The sequence below is a fragment of the Methylotuvimicrobium alcaliphilum 20Z genome, assembly GCF_000968535.2.
GTDB lineage: Bacteria > Pseudomonadota > Gammaproteobacteria > Methylococcales > Methylomonadaceae > Methylotuvimicrobium > Methylotuvimicrobium alcaliphilum.
On the sequence record NC_016112.1, the window covers coordinates 3,925,600 to 3,945,271 of the forward strand.

Annotated in this window: 18 protein-coding genes; 8 read left to right on the top strand and 10 right to left on the bottom strand. The window is 48.3% G+C overall.

Features of this window, described 5'->3' with window-relative positions; genetic code table 11:
• The first annotated feature begins 15 nt into the window (after window positions 1–15).
• A complete protein-coding gene (htpG, locus tag MEALZ_RS16665; RefSeq protein ID WP_014149825.1) occupies window positions 16–1,935 on the top strand; it encodes a molecular chaperone HtpG in 1,920 nt (639 codons plus the stop codon).
• 313 nt (window positions 1,936–2,248) lie between these two features.
• Here htpG and MEALZ_RS22285 read toward each other — a convergent pair whose 3' ends face one another.
• The 3 genes from MEALZ_RS22285 to speE all read right to left on the bottom strand — a co-directional run bounded on the left by MEALZ_RS22285 (window position 2,249) and on the right by speE (window position 3,825).
• Window positions 2,249–2,566 (bottom strand): CcdB family protein, encoded by a 318-nt coding sequence (locus MEALZ_RS22285; RefSeq protein ID WP_084685518.1) that lies wholly within the window; start codon window positions 2,564–2,566, stop codon window positions 2,249–2,251.
• Entirely contained in the window at window positions 2,566–2,811 is a 246-nt protein-coding gene (locus tag MEALZ_RS16675) for a type II toxin-antitoxin system CcdA family antitoxin (protein ID WP_014149826.1), read from the bottom strand. The genes MEALZ_RS22285 and MEALZ_RS16675 overlap by 1 nt, the downstream gene beginning before the upstream one ends.
• Before the next feature lie 165 nt (window positions 2,812–2,976).
• Window positions 2,977–3,825 (bottom strand): polyamine aminopropyltransferase, encoded by an 849-nt coding sequence (gene speE / locus MEALZ_RS16680; RefSeq protein ID WP_014149827.1) that lies wholly within the window; start codon window positions 3,823–3,825, stop codon window positions 2,977–2,979.
• A gap of 399 nt (window positions 3,826–4,224) precedes the next feature.
• On the opposite strand from speE, the gene speA reads away from it, so the two are divergent.
• The 6 genes from speA (at window position 4,225) to MEALZ_RS16710 (ending at window position 9,882) form a co-directional block, all read left to right on the top strand.
• Entirely contained in the window at window positions 4,225–6,060 is a 1,836-nt protein-coding gene (gene speA, locus MEALZ_RS16685) for a biosynthetic arginine decarboxylase (RefSeq protein ID WP_014149828.1), read from the top strand.
• Window positions 6,061–6,074: 14 nt separating this feature from the next.
• On the top strand, window positions 6,075–6,941 hold the full coding sequence (locus tag MEALZ_RS16690; protein WP_162473022.1) for an NAD(P)-dependent oxidoreductase: 867 nt from the start codon (window positions 6,075–6,077) through the stop codon (window positions 6,939–6,941).
• A 231-nt stretch (window positions 6,942–7,172) separates the two neighbouring features.
• Window positions 7,173–7,469 carry a DUF6763 family protein gene (locus tag MEALZ_RS16695; protein WP_014149830.1) on the top strand — a complete coding sequence of 99 codons (297 nt, stop codon included), beginning with the start codon at window positions 7,173–7,175 and terminating at the stop codon, window positions 7,467–7,469.
• Window positions 7,470–7,483: 14 nt separating this feature from the next.
• Window positions 7,484–8,332: a hypothetical protein gene (locus tag MEALZ_RS16700; protein WP_014149831.1), complete on the top strand. Its 849-nt coding sequence runs from the start codon at window positions 7,484–7,486 to the stop codon at window positions 8,330–8,332.
• Between the two features lie 15 nt (window positions 8,333–8,347).
• The gene (metA, locus tag MEALZ_RS16705) at window positions 8,348–9,412 is read left to right on the top strand and encodes a homoserine O-succinyltransferase MetA (protein ID WP_014149832.1); all 1,065 of its coding nucleotides are present in this window, start codon (window positions 8,348–8,350) and stop codon (window positions 9,410–9,412) included.
• Window positions 9,409–9,882 carry a nucleoside deaminase gene (locus MEALZ_RS16710; protein ID WP_014149833.1) on the top strand — a complete coding sequence of 158 codons (474 nt, stop codon included), beginning with the start codon at window positions 9,409–9,411 and terminating at the stop codon, window positions 9,880–9,882. Before metA ends, MEALZ_RS16710 begins: the two co-directional genes overlap by 4 nt.
• A 20-nt stretch (window positions 9,883–9,902) precedes the next feature.
• Here MEALZ_RS16710 and MEALZ_RS16715 read toward each other — a convergent pair whose 3' ends face one another.
• Window positions 9,903–10,427: a hypothetical protein gene (locus MEALZ_RS16715; RefSeq protein WP_014149834.1), complete on the bottom strand. Its 525-nt coding sequence runs from the start codon at window positions 10,425–10,427 to the stop codon at window positions 9,903–9,905.
• A gap of 110 nt (window positions 10,428–10,537) precedes the next feature.
• Entirely contained in the window at window positions 10,538–11,614 is a 1,077-nt protein-coding gene (locus MEALZ_RS16720) for a DUF2066 domain-containing protein (RefSeq protein WP_014149835.1), read from the bottom strand.
• A 74-nt stretch (window positions 11,615–11,688) separates the two neighbouring features.
• Between MEALZ_RS16720 and purM the strand changes: the two genes are divergently transcribed.
• On the top strand, window positions 11,689–12,732 hold the full coding sequence (gene purM, locus MEALZ_RS16725; protein WP_014149836.1) for a phosphoribosylformylglycinamidine cyclo-ligase: 1,044 nt from the start codon (window positions 11,689–11,691) through the stop codon (window positions 12,730–12,732).
• A 481-nt stretch (window positions 12,733–13,213) separates the two neighbouring features.
• Here purM and MEALZ_RS16730 read toward each other — a convergent pair whose 3' ends face one another.
• From MEALZ_RS16730 to topA, 5 genes are all read right to left on the bottom strand, one after another.
• Entirely contained in the window at window positions 13,214–14,002 is a 789-nt protein-coding gene (locus MEALZ_RS16730; RefSeq protein ID WP_014149837.1) for a metal-dependent hydrolase, read from the bottom strand.
• 97 nt (window positions 14,003–14,099) lie between these two features.
• Window positions 14,100–14,339, bottom strand: coding sequence for an acyl-CoA dehydrogenase family protein (locus MEALZ_RS16735; RefSeq protein WP_014149838.1), 240 nt, complete (start codon window positions 14,337–14,339; stop codon window positions 14,100–14,102).
• A 1,329-nt stretch (window positions 14,340–15,668) separates the two neighbouring features.
• A complete protein-coding gene (locus MEALZ_RS16740; protein ID WP_014149839.1) occupies window positions 15,669–16,220 on the bottom strand; it encodes a hypothetical protein in 552 nt (183 codons plus the stop codon).
• 505 nt (window positions 16,221–16,725) lie between these two features.
• Window positions 16,726–17,067, bottom strand: coding sequence for a zinc ribbon domain-containing protein YjdM (locus MEALZ_RS16745; RefSeq protein WP_014149841.1), 342 nt, complete (start codon window positions 17,065–17,067; stop codon window positions 16,726–16,728).
• Window positions 17,068–17,350: 283 nt separating this feature from the next.
• Window positions 17,351–19,666 carry a type I DNA topoisomerase gene (gene topA / locus MEALZ_RS16750; protein WP_014149842.1) on the bottom strand — a complete coding sequence of 772 codons (2,316 nt, stop codon included), beginning with the start codon at window positions 19,664–19,666 and terminating at the stop codon, window positions 17,351–17,353.
• Window positions 19,667–19,672 lie beyond the last annotated feature (6 nt).

Below are 19,672 nucleotides of genomic sequence, written 5' to 3' on the forward strand. Positions count from 1 at the left end.
AGAGGATAATTAAGCATGACTGTTGAAGCAAAAAAAGAAACCCGAGGCTTTGAAACCGAAGTCAAACACTTGCTACACCTAATGATCCATTCCTTGTACAGCAACAAGGAAATCTTTTTACGCGAACTCATCTCCAACGCCTCCGACGCCGCCGACAAACTGCGTTTTGAAGCCTTATCCAACGACGGAATCTACGAAGGCGACAGCGAATTGAAAATTCGGCTCGAATTCGACAAGGATAAACGCACGATCACCGTCATCGACAACGGCATCGGCATGAGTCGCCAAGAAGTTCAAGAACATATAGGTACAATCGCCAAATCCGGTACCAAACAATTCTTCGAAGCGCTGACCGGCGACCAGGCAAAAGACAGCGAGCTGATCGGCCAATTCGGCGTCGGCTTTTATTCGTCGTTCATCGTCGCAGACAAAGTCACGTTGAAAACCCGCAAGGCCGGTGCATCTCATGAAGAGGGCGTGCTTTGGGAATCCTCCGGCGAAGGCGAATACACGCTGGAATCGATCGACAAACCGCAACGCGGTACAGAAATCGTTCTGCATCTGAAAGAAAGCGAGGACGAATTTCTCGACGACTGGCGCCTGCGTTCTATCGTGCGCAAATATTCCGACCATATTTCATTACCGATCGTAATGGACAAGGAAATTCCGGCCGAAACCGACGACGAAGGCAACGAAACCGCGCCGGCCAGAGTCGAGGAAGAAACGGTCAACAGCGCGTCGGCCTTATGGACCAAAGCCCGCCAGGATATTTCCGACGAAGACTACAACGAATTCTACAAGCATGTCGGACACGACTTTCAAGATCCTCTGGCTCATATCCACAGCAAAGTCGAAGGTACGAACGAATATACGCTCTTGCTCTATATTCCATCGCGTGCGCCTTTCGATTTATGGGACCGCGACGCCAAACATGGCGTGAAACTGTATATCAAAAAAGTCTTCATCACCGATGACGCCGAACAATTGATGCCGCGCTACCTACGCTTCATCCGTGGCGTGATCGACGCGAATTCGCTGCCGCTGAACGTTTCGCGAGAAATCTTGCAGCAAAGCAAGCAAATCAGCACGATCAAATCCGGCGCGGTCAAAAAAATGCTGGGGCTGATCGAAGGCCTGGCTAAAAACGAAGCCGAAAAATACGAAACCTTCTGGTCCAATTTCGGCAATGTCATTAAAGAAGGCATTATCGAAGACTTTAGTAACAAAGACCGCATCGCAAAATTGCTGCGTTTTTCTTCAACCCACACCGACAGCGAAAAACAGGACGTCTCACTCGAAGACTATGTCGGTCGCATGAAAGAAGGGCAAGAAAAAATCTATTTCATCACGGCAGACAGCTTCGCGGCCGCGAAAAACAGCCCGCACCTGGAAATTTTCCGCAAGAAAGGCATCGAAGTGCTGCTACTGTCCGACCGTATCGACGAATGGCTGGTCTCAAGCCTGACCGAATTCGACGACAAGCATATGCAATCGGTCGCGAAAGGCGATCTGGACTTAGGCAAACTGGAAGACGAAGAAGAGAAAAAACAGCAGGAAGAAGTCAACAAAGACTTCGAATCGGTCGTCAATCAAATCAAGGAAGTGCTGAAAGAAAAAGTCAGCGAAGTACGTCTGTCGCACCGCCTGACCGACTCCCCTTCATGCCTGGTCAGCGATGTTTACGGCATGAGCCTGAACATGGAGCGGATCATGAAAGAAGCCGGCCAAAAAATGCCGGGCAGCAAGCCGATCTTCGAGCTGAATCCGACTCACGCGCTGGTCACTCGCCTGAAAGAGGAACAAGACGACCAACGTTTTGCAGACCTGACAAACATCTTGTTCGACCAAGCGATCCTGAGCGAAGGCGGACAGTTGGACGACCCGTCGGCGTTCGTACATAAATTGAACGAACTGCTGCAGGGATTGTTGAAATAAATGAGAAAAAGGCCGGGCAACCGGCCTTTTTTTTGAGCATCTTCACGTTAAGAAGGCTGTAGGGTACGCTGTGCGTACCACGGCAGTATCGGTCGTAGTTTAACTTGCCCCTCATGTGTTGCCTTGTGCCGACATTAGGTACGCGCAGCGTATCCTACGATTTACTTTGGATTTATAAGTGCTTCCGACAGTGGCGGGTGTTTTCGACTATTACCGCATACATAGCTTTTTTGAACCACCGATCAAATCAAATCCGGCGCGCATTGTTCCAGCAAAGTATTTAGTGCCGGCTACCGCCTGGGCTTTTATGCCGTTAAATGCCGGAAATGATGAAGTCCAATGCGGCAATAATTTCAGAGCGATACAGCGAAAGGTCGCAAATTTCTTTACCAAGATATTTTCGATCTATGCCGGCAATTTGCTGGGTGAGCACAATAAAAGATCTGCCATCAATTTTTAATATTGGACATAGCTTTGTAATTGCAGCTTTACCTGCAAGGTTAGTAGGGCAAAGCGGAATGACGACTGTGGTCCGTAACTCGTCAAGTAAGTTGGATTGGATATCCAAAAGGTAAGGGTAGGCTTTCATAGTTGCTTTGTTTGAATTCTCGTAAGCCCTGAACTGAGCCACTAAAAGCCCCTCAAATCGTCGCTAAAGTTTCCATGATTCTCTACCAATTGATTGTACGCTTCGATGGCAATCTTGTTTTCGCACAGCCAAAGTTCTCGTTGCCGAGCGTTTACTAATTCGGTTAGAGCTGTTTCCAAGGTTGCCGACAAATTGATCTTTAGCTCTTTCGCTTTAACAAGTAAATCACTGTTTATACTGACGTTTGTCGGTTTTTTTGGGGCATGGGTGTCAAAGACCGGGGGCATGCGCATATCTCCTCGATAACTAATGCGCATATAATATGCACATTAGTTATGAGACGCAAGACACATAACGAAAGGGAATAAGTTAGGCAACCGACACCGCGATTTTTGTTCGTATTCATTGTTAATATTGAAGACGGACAACTGCATTGCCCGCCTTGCCATGCATCAACCGCCGAACGCCCGTTTAACAAACTCCGGCTGCGCCAATGCCGCGCGGTGGATATCGACATTGTAATATTCGGTCGTAAACGGTTTATTCGCCGAATCCTCCTGCCTGAAACTGCCCAATGACTTCTTGCCGGCGATTGTCGCGCTCCACCAGCCGGACGGATAAATGCATTGCGGGAAAAACAGCGTTTGCAGATGATCGAAACCGGCTGCGCTCATTGCATTGCGCATGGCTTGCATCAGATTCAAATGATAAAGGGCAGACTCGGATTGTTGTATGACCATGCCGTTTTCGGACAGGCAATTCAAACAATCGCGGTAAAACGCTTCGCCGAACAAGCCTTCGGCCGGTCCTACCGGATCGGTGCTGTCGACGATGATGATGTCGACCGAACCGGGCGCGGCATCTTTGACCCATTTTATGCCGTCGATAAATTTCAGCTCGGCGCGGGGATCGCCGTTCGACTCGCACAATTCAGGGAAATAAATTTCGGCTAAACGCGTCACACGTTCATCGATATCGATCTGCACGACCTGCTCGACCCCCGGATGCTTCAAGACTTCTTTCAACGTACCGCAGTCGCCGCCGCCGATGATCCAAACCCGTTTCGGATTCGGGTGCGTAAACAACACCGGGTGGCTCATCATTTCGTGATAGAAAAAGTTATCGCGGGTCGAGACCATCGTACAGCCGTCGATCACCATCAAATTACCGAAATCCTCGGTTTCATAGATTTCGAGGAATTGAAAATCGGACTGCTCTTCGTGTAACTTACGCTTAATTTTTAGCGAAAAAGCCGAGCCGGCACCGGGAGCTTGTTCGGTAAACCATTCAGTCGGGTTCATTGTTGGGTAATCCTGTTGGAAAGGTTTAAAATGGTGCCATTATATTAGAAATCCCTGCAGTGTTGAAAAATTAGTCATTGTTCAGTCCCCTGTACTTATACTTCGCACGGCCACATTTGCGGCTTTCTGACGCGCTCTTTTGTCCGGTAGCTGCGTTACCTACATGGATGTAGGTAAGGGGCGTGAGCAGGAGCGGAAGCTTTGCAAAAACAGTTACATAGCTTGCTATGCGCCTGTTTTCGCGCCTTGCTACCGAACAAAATAGCATTGCCATAAAATCCGCAAACATGGCCGCGCGAAGTATAGAAAAAGTCGGAACTTGGCCTTCCCCTTGAAAAAGTGGACCTGAATATTTACCAAATTTAAGCCCATCCTACATTTCAAACCAAGGACACACGAGTGCAATTCAAGCCTGAACAACCCTGGACCATCGAACAATCGGCGCAAACCTACGGCATCGCCAATTGGGGCGAAGGCTTTTTTTCGATCAACGAAGCCGGACGAATAACCGTTAAACCCTGTCCCGATAAAAATGTCGAGCTGGATTTATACGAAATCGCACAGACCTTAAACGAAAAAAATCTATCGTTACCGGTGTTGGTGCGTTTTACCGACATTCTAAAAAACCGGGTCAAGCAATTGCATTCCGCATTCGACAAGGCACGCGAAACTCACCGATATAACGGTAATTACACGCCGGTCTACCCGATTAAGGTCAACCAGCAGCGTAAAGTCATCGAAGGCATTTTATCCGGTGGCAATGTAGGCCTTGAAGCCGGCAGTAAGCCGGAATTGCTGGCAATCCTGGCTTTGTCGCCCGGACTGATTGTCTGCAACGGCTATAAAGACCGCGCTTATATTCGCCTCGCCTTGATCGGCTTGCGCATGGGCTTGAAGGTGTATATCGTCATAGAGAAACCATCCGAGCTGGAAATGATTCTGCAGGAATCGCAAAAACTGGGCATCAAGCCACTGCTCGGCGTCCGCGTCCGGCTTTCGAGCATCAGCGCCGGAAAATGGCAAAACAGTGGCGGCGAAAAATCCAAATTCGGCTTTCATGCCGGAGAAGTTCTGCAATTAGTCGAGCGCCTCGACAAGGAAGGCCTGCTGGACACGCTGAAACTGATGCATTTCCACATGGGATCGCAAATCGCGAATATTCACGATATCAAAACCGCGCTCAAGGAGGCCGGACAGTTTTATGCCGCATTCCACCAACTCGGAGCAATCATCGATACGGTCGATGCGGGCGGCGGTCTTGGAGTCGATTACGACGGCAGCCGTTCGCGCCGGGATTGCTCGATCAATTACAGCGTCGACGAATATGCGCAAAACATCGTGCGAGGTTTCGCCGAAGCCTGCGCCGAACACGGTTTAACACAACCGAACATCATCACCGAATCCGGCAGAGCATTGACCGCGCATCATGCCGTACTGATCAGCAACGTCACCGATATCGAATCGATCGATACAGAACTCGACGTTCACGATACGCCGATTTCTTCGCATAACATCGCCGAACATTATCACGACGCCCAATACAATCTAGGCGAAGCGCGAAGCGCCTTCGTGCAGGGTAAACTCGGTCTAATCGAACTTGCTGAAGCCGAGCGCGATTACGTCCGGCTATTTCGACAAATTAAAGCCCACCTGAACCCGAACAACCACAGCGAGGCGTTGATTCTGCAAGAACTCAATGAAAAGCTCGCCGATAAAGTATTTTGCAATTTTTCTTTATTTCAATCGTTGCCTGACATTTGGGGCATCGATCAAATATTCCCGATCATGCCGATTCATCGCCTCGACGAACACCCCTCCCGCCGCGCGGTACTGCAGGACTTAACCTGTGATTCGGATGGGCGTATCGATCGCTATGTCGACGGACCGAATATCGAAAATACGATGCCGCTTCACAAAATCGACTTGAACGAACCCTATCTTATCGGCTTTTTCATGGTCGGAGCCTATCAGGAAATTCTCGGCGATATGCATAATCTGTTCGGCGACACGCATTCGATCAATATCGAGCTCGATGCCAACGGTTATCATTTTTCCGACTTACAAGAAGGCGAACATGTCTCCGATTTACTCGACTATGTCCATATCAATCCCGAAGAATTGAAGGAAGCCTATCATAACAAGCTAACGCAAAGCGGTATCGGCGAACTGGAGCGCTACGAATATGAAAAAGAACTCGAAGCGGGGCTTCGGGCTTATACTTATTTGGAAAAATAAAGAACTAGATCATGATTAGTATAGGACTCATCGGACTCGGCGCAATGGGCGCCGGCATGGCGAAAAATCTCGCGAAGGCAGGTTTCTTAGCCGGCGTCTATAACCGCACTGCTTGCAAGGCACAATCGTTGGCCGACGAACTCGGTGTCGTCGCATTCGACACACCGTCCGCACTCGCCGCTACGTGCGATGTTATTTTTATGTGCGTCTCGCGCGACGAAGACGTGCTGGAAATGGTTACTGCCGTCGCGCAGACGGTTAAATCAGGTGCGGTCGTCGTGGATATGTCAACGGTCAGCAGCTCAACTGCACAACAAGCTGCCGCAATACTCGCCGAAAAACAAGCGCAATTTCTCGATGCGCCGGTCTCGGGCGGCGTCGAAGGCGCAAAAAAAGGCACCTTGGCAATGATGGTAGGCGGGAGTAACGAAGCTTTGGAAAAAATCCGGCCTATTCTTGCCGCGATCGCCGCGCGCATTCTGCACATGGGACCGGTCGGCAGCGGGCAGGCCACGAAGGCGGTCAACCAAATCATGGCCGCCGGCATTAACCAAGCCGTGACCGAAGCACTGGCATTCGGCAAAGCGCAAGGCCTGCCGATGAAAAAAGTCATAGAAGTCGTCTCGGGGGGCGCAGCCGGCAATTGGTTTCTCGAACATAGAGGCCCAACAATGATGCAAAATACATTTGCACCGGGCTTCAAATTGGCATTACATCACAAAGATTTGGAAATCTGCCGTAAGATGGCCGAAAACGCCGACATATCTATTCCACTGGCCGAAATGACATTGCTCAATTATGCACAGCTAATGGAACAAGGCTTCGGTGACGAGGACATTTCGGCATTGTACCGCTTGAAAATGCCTCACAAATTAAGCTGAAGCTTAATCAACCCAGCAGACAAGACCGAAGCTCTGCATTCGCCACGGCCGTTAAAAACTTCTTTTCTTTACAGGCAATTTCAGCTAGTTTTGATGGTAGCGGCGAGCAGAATTTTTCATAACCGGCCGGCTCTCGAACGCTTGCCGATTGGGGTAAACAGCCGATAACAATCTGTCAATCAGGTTATGATGGTTTATTACGGAATGCCCTAACTTTTTGAGGACCTTAACATGACGACAATAGCAGACCCCGTCATCGACAGATGGTACAAAGATGTCGAGAATAATTTAACGTTCAAAGTCATTGCGATCGATGAAAGCGACGATTCAATCGAAGTACAATATTTGAACGGAGAGATTGGCGAGTACGATACCGACAGCTGGTATAATTCGACCTTCGACTATATTGAGGAACCCGAGGATTGGAGCGCACCGTTCGAATTGGACGACGAAGATCTCGGTTATAGCGATCCGGACGAACATCGGCGCAACATGGACGACTTAAACTTTGACGATTACATCGATTAACGGAAACACTTCGCATGAAAATGAGTGCACAGGAGTTCCTGGATTGGGAATCCAAAAGCATTACACTAATGGCCATGTCTGGCGCGGGTAAAACCACACTGGCCAATAAGCTACCTAGACAAAAATGGTTTCATTATTCCGGCGATTACCGGATCGGCACCAAATATCTGGATGAACCTATTCTGGACAACATCAAGCGCCGAGCGATGGATGTACCATTTTTGCGAGAGTTACTGCTCTCCGACTCTATCTATATATGCAACAATGTTACCGTCGACAACCTAACTCCAGTATCGAGTTTTCTCGGTAAAATCGGCAACCCCGAGCTAAGCGGATTGTCTTTAAAAGAATTCAAACGCCGCCAAAAACTGCATCATGAAGCAGAAATCGCAGCAATGCTCGACGTTCCCGATTTCATAAATAAATCCGAGGACATCTACGGCTACAAACACTTCATTAACGATGCCGGCGGCAGTTTATGCGAACTGGACAACCAAGCGGTACTGGAAACACTCGCCAAGCATACGCTAATCCTGTATATCAAGATTCCGCCGGATCTCGAAAAAACTATTATCGAGCGCGCCAAAACCGACCCGAAGCCGCTTTATTACCGTGAAGCCTTTTTGGATGAAAAATTGGCCGAATTCATGACCAAACATGACTATTCGGCTCCCGAAAAGATTCCGCCCGACGAATTCGTCACCTGGGTCTTCCCGGAATTATTCAAGTCGCGCTTACCTCGTTATGAAGCGATAGCCCGACAGTACGGCTATACTATCGACGCCAACGATGCCGCACAGGTTAATAACGAAGACGATTTCATTCGGTTGATCGCAGACTCGATCGCCGAGCAACAGGCTTAAATTAGGTTTGAATTAATGCCCTTAGTCGCACACACCGATTTACCGACATTCCAGCGTCTACGTGAAGAAGGCGAAGAAATTCTGAACCCGGAGCGAGCCCGTCACCAAGATATTCGAGAAATGCATATCGGCTTGCTGAATATGATGCCGGATGCCGCGCTGGAAGCCACCGAACGCCAATTTTTCCGGCTGGTCGGCGCGTGCAACCAAATTACGCAGTTTCATGTCCATCCGTTTACCGTCGACGGTTTGCCCCGAGGCCCGGAAGCAAAAGCACACATAGAGCGTTATTACGAATCGTTCGAAACCATCAAGCGCGACGGACTGGATGCCTTGATTGTCAGCGGCGCCAATGTCACGAAACCGAAACTAGACCAGGAAGATTTTTGGCAACCGCTGACCGAAGTGTTCTTGTGGGCCAAACAAAACGTTCCGTCCATTTTATGTTCGTGCTTGGCAACGCACGCCGTCATACAGTTTTGCTACGGCATCGAAAGAACCCGGTTACCCGCTAAACGCTGGGGCGTGTTTCCACACAAAGTCATGGATCGCAAGCATCCCTTAGTCTCGGAAATCAATACCCGCTTCGATGTCCCGCATTCGCGTTTTAACGAAATCTTTCGCGAAGACATCGAACAAAAAGGCTTAAAAGTATTGGTTGCGAGCAAGGAGGCAGGCGTACATCTGGCGGTTAGTCCGGACGGTTTCCGAATCGTATTCTTTCAAGGTCACCCGGAGTACGACGACATCAGCCTGCTGAAAGAATACAAGCGCGAGGTGAATCGTTATTATAACGGCGATATAGAAGACTATCCGCCTTTTCCGGAGCATTATTTCAGCCCTAAAGTCCAGCGCATTTTCTCAGACTACCGCGATCATGTCATAGCGGCGCGACAAGACGATAAACCGATCGAACCTTTTCCGGAAGCCGCCGTCCTCGACTACATCGACAATACTTGGCGAGATACGGCTCGAGCAGTCTTTAACAACTGGCTCGGAAAAATTTATCAGATCACCGATCAGGACCGGCGTATTCCGTTTATGCCGGGCATCGATCCCAGCAACCCATTAGGCTTATGAGCACGCACTCGGACTATTTACAACAAGCGATCGATCTCGCTGCCGAAAACGTCGAATCCGGACAAGGCGGGCCTTACGGCGCATTGATCGTCAAAGAAGGTAAAATTATTGCCGCCAGCGGCAACCAAGTCACCGGCCGACTCGACCCGACGGCTCATGCCGAAGTCATGGCCATTCGCATGGCCTGTCAAACCTTGAACGACTATCAGTTGACAGGCTGTACCTTGTACACCAGCTGCGAACCGTGTCCAATGTGCCTGGGAGCGATCTATTGGGCCCGACTCGACAAGGTTTATTACGCCTGTAGCCGAGAAGACGCGGCAGCGGCCGGATTCGACGACAGCTTCATTTATGATGAAATTCCGCTGCCGCCGGCCGCAAGACGCATCGCCATGCTAAACCTCAAACAAGGCAACGATCTCAAGCCTTTTGAGCTATGGAACGCTAAACCCGATAAGATTCTTTATTAGCCAACTCAACGACCAGCGGACTATTCTCCCGCGTTCTCGACTATAGCCTCGACTTTCTCTTCTTCAACTTTGTCGACACCCTGTTCTGCAGCAGTCTTGCCAACATTTTCGTCGGCTTCGGGCTCGGAGGCCAAAATTTGAGGGCTATCGGCAATCTTAATCAACCACCCGTCCATGCCTTTACAGCCAAGAACGGCATCGGCACTTACGTTGATTCGAGCGAATTTTCCGTTCAATGAAGCCGGCAATTTTGCGCTGACTCTAAAAAAACTGTTTTTATTTTCGACGTCCACCTCTAGAGGAATACCTTTTGCCGTTACTGTAATAGAGTCCGGCGCTATCCAATTAGAAATCGTAAACATCAGCTCGGATTCGGGTGCAACCTCGACTTTGTTTTCCACGTTATAAACCGGCAGATTAAAATCCCTAAACTTAGGTGCCTTACAATGACCCTTTTCCTTCTCTTCATCATAAGCGGAAGCCTCATTGGCCAATAATGCTGCAATCGAAAAGACAGTCAGTTTCAATAATTTCTTTGTCGTCATAACCTTCTCACATTTATAGTTATTTTAATTGGTGTATGCAAAAGCATTATCCTTGCTTAACCTTAAATAGTTTTTAAATTGAATTCAACACTCAAGAATATATCACGACTTTACCGCATGGGAAGCAGTCTAAAACTCAACTCATCGGAACTTAATTGATCAGAACCCAACCCGACAGATCCCATCGGCTCTAAGACTCCACCGGAACCGAGCGCATGCCGAAACACGCTGAAATCACCTTCATAATTGATTCTATAGCGATTAAAGCCGTCTCTAACACTGCGCCAAGCTACCGATTTGACCATCGGCAGCGATTCAATATGACGCGTAACTCGAGTAATATCGTTCATACCGACAATCCCGGCAATATTGAGCATCATCATGCCTCGTTCAAGTATATCCGGCTTAACGCCATAATAATGAGACAAGCGCGTATAAACGCCCCGCATACCGCCCAACAACGCTTCATGCAATGTGTCGCAGGAATTTGACCACTGCTGCACGCCTCCGTCGAAATAAAAAGCCCAATCCGCCTGCCAACAATCGGCTTGTCGGACCACCCTGCCCGCCAGTATCGACACCACATCGTAGCGCCCGGAAATATCCAATAATTGTTCGGGATAAGCGCTCAGTACATCATGCACGGCAATTTGGGCGCGCTCTTCAAGATCAAGCAAAGGAAAAATCAGCGGCAATCCCTGCTGTTTAGCGGCACTGCTGATAGCATGCTCCAAAGACGGCATCAATTCAGGTTTAAAAAAACGCCGCTTGCCGTGCTCGTCGACGACCAACCAAAGCAATGTTTCCGGCCTAATCTCGCTCCAAATCCCCAATCGTCCGGTACTGAGCAAACTCAATAGCCGCGTCTCGTCAAACAAAACCCTCATGACTCGGGCCTGACCGGATGCATCGCTTGCTTTCTCAACCAAAGAATATTGATGCTGCTTGACGTAAAAACGCGCCTGGGCTAAAGCCGTCTTGGCAACGGGGTCATCGAGAACATCGCTGCCGGATAATACCCGTTGCAAGACAATAGTCATCGCCTCCTTAATCGCAGCCTCAATATCTTCGGGCCGCTGGCTTTTCGCAATGACCTCCGTTTCGAACAAGCCTTTGACTTCGGCGGCCCAACCAATCGAACCGCACAAAGAAACGATAACCGCAAGAACCCTAAATAGTGACTTCATATCCCTCACACAAATCCGAAGATGTCTTGTACAATATCGGTCATTAACATTTTTACTTTATAGAGAACATCACATTGAGCGCACAAAATCAAGACAGCTTGAATTATAAGAGTGCCGGCGTGGATATCGAAGCCGGCAATGCACTGGTCGAACGGATCAAACCGATCGCCGCCAGAACCCGCACACCTGGAGTGTTAGCCGGACTCGGCGGTTTCGGATCAATGTTCGAACTCCCTCTCGACCGCTACCGCCAACCGATACTGGTTTCCGGGACCGATGGAGTGGGTACTAAGCTCAAACTGGCTATCGATCTCAGCATCCATAACACGGTCGGCATCGACTTAGTCGCGATGTGCGTCAACGATATCATTGTTCAAGGCGCGGAACCTTTATTCTTTCTCGATTATTTCGCCACCGGCAAACTCGATGTCGACACGGCAGCCGCAGTCGTCGAAGGTATAGGTAAAGGCTGTGAATTGGCCGGAGCCGCGTTGGTCGGCGGCGAAACGGCCGAAATGCCCGGCATGTACGCAGACGGAGAATACGATTTAGCCGGATTCTGTGTCGGCATCGTCGAAAAAAGCAACATCATCGACGGCAGCAAAGTCAAAGCCGGCGATAAACTAATCGGTATTGCATCAAGCGGGCCGCATTCGAACGGCTATTCGCTAGTCCGTAAAATATTAGCGCACGGCAACACGCCGCTATCGGAACCTTTCCAAGGCAAAACGCTCGGTGAAGCGCTGCTGGAACCGACCCGCATCTACGTCAAACCACTGTTAAAACTGCTTGAATCTGTACCGATTCATGCGCTAGCTCACATCACCGGCGGCGGCATCACCGAAAATCTGCCGCGCGTACTACCGGAAGGCACAGCCGCACACATCAAATTAGGATCGTGGAAACGCCCGGAAGTTTTCGACTGGCTGCAACAACAAGGCAAGGTTTCCGACGCCGACATGCTGACCACTTTCAATTGCGGCATCGGCATGATCGTTTGCGTCGCCGAAGAAGACGAAGCGGCAACGCTGCAAATTTTGACGGAAGCCGGCGAATCAGCGTTTTCGATAGGGGCATGCAAATCATCGGAAGGCAAGCCGAAGGTTGAATACTCTTAAACGAAAGCGGCAATGGACTCTCGAACCGAGAGTAGCGCTCGGCATCCAAAGAGATATCGATTTAAAAAGTGAAACAATAGCACGGACGGCGTTGCAAAACCCGTCCGGCGTTATAGGCTCCAGGGCAAACGCATTAAAATAGTTAATATATCAATATGTTATCCTTTTGCTTAGAACGCTTAGTCAATTTGGTTTAACTTATGCCCCCCTCCCTGGACCCCGTTAGGCCGCGCCGAGCACTGGCGATTTTGTCGAGGGATTGGGTTTCGTAGCAGTATCGCGGCTGTCGGTCCGCGAACCGACTACACATAAGCGTCGCGATAGCGACACAAAGCCTTATTTAGGGTTCAAATAAACTAAATTTTATAGTTAACCAGGAAAAAAGGAATATTTTAACTATTTGATTTTCTATAGTGTTTTAATGCGCTTGCCCTGCACGTCGGACCTCCTTTGCCCATCCTTTTGTTAAATTAATTTCTGTTTAGCCCTGCTGGAGAAGTTTAGGCTGAGTAGATGCCATTATTTGTAAATGTATTCTATTGATGGTTGAGACGAGAGGAGGACTAGTGTAATAAAGTGTTAGAGTACACAGCAGCATAATGATAGAAGCAGACCAGCTGTTGTAATTCCATAATTTTAGCGCGGTTCCAAAGGACTTTTTCATCCTGGAATTGGACAGGTCAACACTAAAAACTTCATCCAGTAATAAGTGCACGATGAAGCCTATGCAGACAAACAAGCCACTGAGCCAGGAAAATTCGATTGTTTGCTGGAGCTGAAAATGAGCTATACAGGTGACTAACAATGCAAAAAATATAGCTGCCAAAATAGAATGAAATACACCTCGGTGTACGGTTAATGAATTAAATACAGCAAATAACAAATAGCGCACACTGACAAATGTTGTTAGTACAATTAACAATAAGGAAAGGGGGATGCATTTTTCGCTTAATGCTGATAATAGGTTCGAGGTGTTGAACAGTGATAAATCACAAACTAATTTATCCGGGTTAAATAGTTCTGTTATTTCATGAGAGATTGAAAATATTGATAGCATGGTTAATGCACTAATAATGGCCAATATTAGAAACAGTAATTTGGCTGGTTTTGAACGATCTGAATCAATATCAGGTAACAATCCGCCAATGGTGCCGACTAAAATTAGCCATGGCGCATCCAGTAAATCAATTAATTGGATGTTAACAGCAAGACTTGCAGCACCACTAGAAGCGATAGATGCAACAGATAAATGCGTTTTAAAGTTGGCCACAGTATTGACTTTTCCTTAGGGGGAAGCTAATTAAGTAAAGTATTTTTTGAAAATAATTCTTGAGGTTCGGTTGATTGGGTCAGTTTATTTGTACCCGTCACCCGTGCCTAGCAAAGCCGCAATAATATTTCTTTTGAATTTCTGATGAGCCGGAAAATAAGCGGCTGGCTAATGCATCATTAACCAGTTCAGCCATGGGGCTGTTTTTAATTAAACTATGACTCCCCATAATTTGCACAGCATCCAGGCTGGATTGTAAAAAAGCATCGGCGGCAAATAGTTTGGTTTGTGCACTGGCCAGGGTGATTCGTTTGTTAATATCTTTCCTGATTAGCAAGTTTCTTCAGCTAAAGCCCAAAAACCAGCATATCCCTAGCAGGACGGGGTTTGCAACCCCGTCCTAAACGTTTTGACTTTGGCCGAAGTCAGCCGAATTGTTTAGGGCAAACCGAAACGTTGGGGACGGGTTAAATAACCCGTCCCGCAGAAGTGGCTACGACTGGCCAATGCTCGGACAATTGGCTTCAGAAAGCTGAAGCATCTTGCTAATCAGGATATCTTTTAAGCGTGCACATTCATTTACCCAGAGCCCTGCCATGGACTTGGCGTTGACGGCTAAATTGAATGACCTATTTTAGTTGCCAGTCCATAACCCCGCAAATTCCCGCAAAAATAAAAACGGCTCTATGAGCTTTGTTGAGGGTTCAGCAACTCGCTTGGCAACGCCGTGAACCCAGCACCTAAATCATCCAAGATAATCAATCATAGCCAAAGGCTATGGTACCAAGCTAGATACAATAGCATCGAGGTCAAAAAGGCTAAAATATACTGTTACCCAAGCTCCAGCTTGGGCAAACTGCTCAGGAAGCTCTAGCTTCCCGACAATCAAGGAAGATTGAACGAGCAAGCCAGGGTTGATGAATGTGCGGAGGTTGTGTCGGTCTCAGGAAGATGGAGCTTGGGAAAAAGCGTGATGCGGGTTGACCATTTTTAGCTTGATGCTTATGGGGCTACCCGCCCCCCTCTCAGGACCGGACACAGCAACGGTGTCAGGTCTAGATTCATAGCTTTCTTTTTGACCTTGTCGCTCTAAATAACTGGGCAGAGCAAAATTAAATGCCCAACCCGAGTGCGGCCATTTGGTACTGTATTATACCTTTCGTACTTCAAATTTCGGTAGTGCCTGAGGCGCCGCCGGGGTGTGCGGCAAGGCTTGGCCAGCATGGAGCTGGCATAGAGCCTACAGGGATGTATTTACCCAGCACCTAAATAAGCCATGATTTTGAATCATTGCCAAAGACCTATGGAATTTAAGTGCTGGATTTAGGTGCTGGGTTCATGGCATCCCTTGGCGGACACCCCGGTGCCGAATTTTGATCTACGATGAGTATATTTCCAAGATTTCTAGGCTGCGCCCGATTAGCTTTACGTTATGTATTTGGAGCGTCATGAACCTTCTTGACCTTGATTCCTGCGGTATAAAGAGCTTCGTGCGTATCGGTATGCCTGATACACCCACGCCCTTAATACGGACGCATCGTCAAGCGTCCTCAGCGCTCAATGAACCGAGTCGCGCGGCTAGCGGTGGCGCGACCGTAGCCGTCAGCGAATTCGCCCGACGATCCTTGTCCGGTTATTACGGATGACTCCGTGATCCTTCAAGCCATTATTCCGAGAGCATGGATTCTAAAATCAATGGATCCCGCTGTTCATAGGCTTCATATTCACCACCAATCACTTTAAACAACAGACTATAGGGGACTTTCCATCGCCCGGTTTCACACTGTAACGTAACGGTTTTGGGATTCAAGCGAATCACTTTGCCGTACATTTCCAGGTTCTCACGAGTGTTCATGAAGCCCAATATTTCGCCAATACCGACTTCATGTCGCTGTAAACCCGTGCCCTTGCTGTTATTAATCGCCGTGTCGGCCTGTTCAATATTCAACCAACAATAGGGCAACTTCCATTTTTTACCGTCCGTCAGGTTTTGCACCAATACTTTGGTTTGATTGCATTCCAATAAAATCGCTTTGATGGGCGCGTTTTGGACTGCATCGAAGTATTCAATCTCCTGACCAATGCGTAATTCACGTTTGATGGCCGAAATACGTTTAGGATCATCGAGCATACGCCGGATCGCAACATTCAATCGGTAAAGATCAAACGCCGATGCCGTATCGAGCATTTTGACTACTTCACTGTAGTTAACGGACATATTGCCTCACCTAATTGGATAAATTTTCTCATCGGACTTACAGTCAATACTGGGCATTAGCATAAAGCACCGGATAATGAAAAGCCAACATTGTTTCCCATAGCCGCCGAGATGAACAACAAAAGCCGCACTATACCGGCTCGGGATATCGATAGCTGGCGTGGATAGCGGCTATACTTCGCTCTATCATGTTTGCGGATTTTATGGCAATGCTATTTTGTTCGGTAGCAAGGCGCGAATACAGGCGTTAAGCTATGTAACGATTTTCGCAAAGCTTACGCCCCTTACCTACATCCATGTAGGTAAGGCAGGTGTCGGACAAAAGAGCGCGTCAGCTTACCATCAAATACGACCGCGCGAAGTATAACCGTATGAGATATACCCATCGCAGATCAAAACTCCAGGAAGTTATTTATCGCGAAATCCTAAACCACCTCCCCCAGAATCGTCACCATCGGCGTGAAGTCGAAAATATTGCTAACCAACCTTCGATTCATGAGTTCGATCAAACCTTTTTTACAAATTCCGATTTCAATTTCATCGCGCCGATGCCGTCGATTTTACAATCAATGTCGTGATCGCCTTCGACCAACCGGATATTTTTGACCTTTGTGCCGACCTTAACGACTAGGGACGAGCCTTTTACCTTGAGGTCCTTGATCACCGAAATCGTATCGCCATCCTGCAATACATTACCATTGGCGTCTTTGATTATCCGGTCTTCGTTTCCGCTATTGTCCTCCGAGTCTTGCGACCATTCATGCCCGCACTCCGGACAAATGTACATGCTTCCATCGATATAAGTGTATTCAGAGTTGCACTGCGGACAATTAGGTAATTCGCTCATCTTGGTATTGTATTTGTTCGTTTAATTTGGCTAGCAGACTGTTGAAAAAGAACTCGACACGCTCGTCTTAATCTTCGGGTTGCTTCCTTTTTGATTGAAAAAACGGCTAATAATCAGAAGGTCAGGGTATGTTTACCGACATCCTCGCCAAACATACCTCATACAAAATGATCATGAAGATACTCTCATCACTTCGGGTTATGAAAGTACCCAGGATGGTTAAGGATTAGAAAATACGATCACGAATTAACACAAATCCGTAATCGGGAAATGCTTTACGGCACTATCCTTTAGGCCCTAAAACATCATCGGGATCGCCCTCATAAGGCGTGGCATAACTACATTCCTTTTGCGGACACACTTTTTCGGTACCCCGGCGCTTGGTGGTTTTTAGTGTCAAAATAGGCCAATTACATTCCGGGCAATTTTCTTGAACCGGGGCATTCCATATTGCATAACTGCATTTCGGATACTCTGAACAGGAATAAAAAATCTTGCCGTTTCTGGATTTACGCTTAAGCAAATTGCCTTTTTTGCATTGCGGGCACTCGACGCCGGTATCGACCGGCTTTTCGAGCGGTTCGATGTGTTTGCATTTCGGGTAAGAGCTGCAGCCGATGAATTTACCGTAACGTCCGGTTTTAATTACCAACGGCGACTCACACTTCGGACAAACGCGCCCTTCGACGACTTCCGGCTCGGACGATTTACTGGCGTCTTCGTTCAAATTGCGCGTATAGGAACATTCGGGATAATTGGTGCAACCGATAAAGCGCCCATTCCGTCCTAGCCTAATCGACAGAGGACTGCCGCATTCCGGACACTTTTCATCAATCGCCTCTTGCGTGACATCCTTGCGCTGTACGCTTTCTTCTTTTTCATGAATCAGCGTATTGAAAGGCTCCCAGAAAGAGCGCATCAATGGAATCCAGTCTTTTTCACCTCGAGAAACCGCATCGAGCTCATCTTCGAGGTTCGCGGTGAAATCGTAATCGACGTATTTATTGAAATGCTCGGTCAAAAATTTATTAACGATACGACCCACATCGGTCGGATAAAAACGCTTGCTTTCCAACGTGACGTAATCCCGGTTTTGTAATGTCGAGATAATCGATGCATAAGTCGAAGGCCGGCCGATACCGAATTCTTCGAGCGCCTTGACCAAACTGGCCTCGCTGTAGCGCGGCGGCGGTTCGGTAAAATGCTGGCCGGCGATGATATCATTGAGCGGAACCGGGCGCCCTTCTTCGAGAGACGGTAAAAAATTCTCTTTGTCATCACCTTCGGCAGTGTCGTCCTTGCCTTCCAGGTACACGGCCATGAAGCCAGGATCCGCGATCGTCGAACCGGTTGCCCGAAATACATTACGCTCGCTACCGCAATGCAGATCCACCGCTACGGTGTTAATCGTCGCATGAACCATTTGGCTCGAGATCGTACGTTTCCAAATCAAATCGTAAAGCTTGAATTGTTCGGGACTCAAAAATTTTTGCAGCTCGACCGGAATGCGTCTCGCCGAAGTCGGGCGAATCGCTTCGTGCGCTTCTTGGGCGTTTTTCGATTTAGTCTTGTAATCGCGCGGGCTCTTCGGCACATTTTTAGCGCCGTATTTTTCCGCGATCAATTCGCGAATTTCGGCGATCGCCTCAGCTGCGAGATTGACCGAGTCGGTACGCATATAGGTGATCAAACCAACCGTCTCACCACCGATATCGATGCCTTCGTACAACTGTTGCGCAACCATCATCGTGCGCTTGGTCGTAAAGCCGAGTTTACGCGCGGCTTCTTGTTGTAACGTCGACGTAATGAACGGCGGCGCGGGATTACGTTTACGCTGCTTTTTTTCGACCTTCGCGACCAACAATTTGCCGTCGGCAGCATCGAACAAGGTTTGCTTGACCTGTAGCGCGCGCTCCTCGTTGTCAATCGTGAATTGCTCGACTTTTTCACCTTCGAAATGAGTCAACTTAGCCTTGAAGGCTTGCTCTTCAGCACTCAATTCGGCATCAATCGTCCAATATTCGCGGCTTTTGAATGCTTCGATTTCCAATTCGCGCTCGACGATCAAGCGCAACGCGGGGCTTTGCACACGCCCGGCCGAAAGGCCTCTGCGGATTTTTTTCCACAACAGCGGCGACAGATTAAAGCCTACCAAATAATCCAGGGCGCGACGCGCTTGCTGCGCATTAATTAAATCGATCGACAGCTCGGCCGGGTGCGCAATCGCCTCGGTGACGGCTTTTTTGGTGATCTCATGAAAGACGACGCGATGAACCGGTTTATCCTTGAGCAGTTTTTTATCCTTGAGCAGTTCGTATAAATGCCAAGAAATAGCCTCGCCTTCCCTATCCGGGTCGGTTGCCAGATATAGTGCTTGAGCTTGCTTGATAGCCTTTGTTATCGCTTGAACATGGCGCTGATTCCGTTCGATGATTTCATATTTCATCGCGAAATCATGTTCGGGATCGACCGCGCCTTCTTTCGGGACTAGGTCGCGGACATGACCATAGGAGGCTAGAACATGGAAGTCCTTGCCTAGGTATTTTTCAATGGTTTTAGCTTTTGCAGGCGATTCTACAATAACAAGATTATTACTCATTCAGTT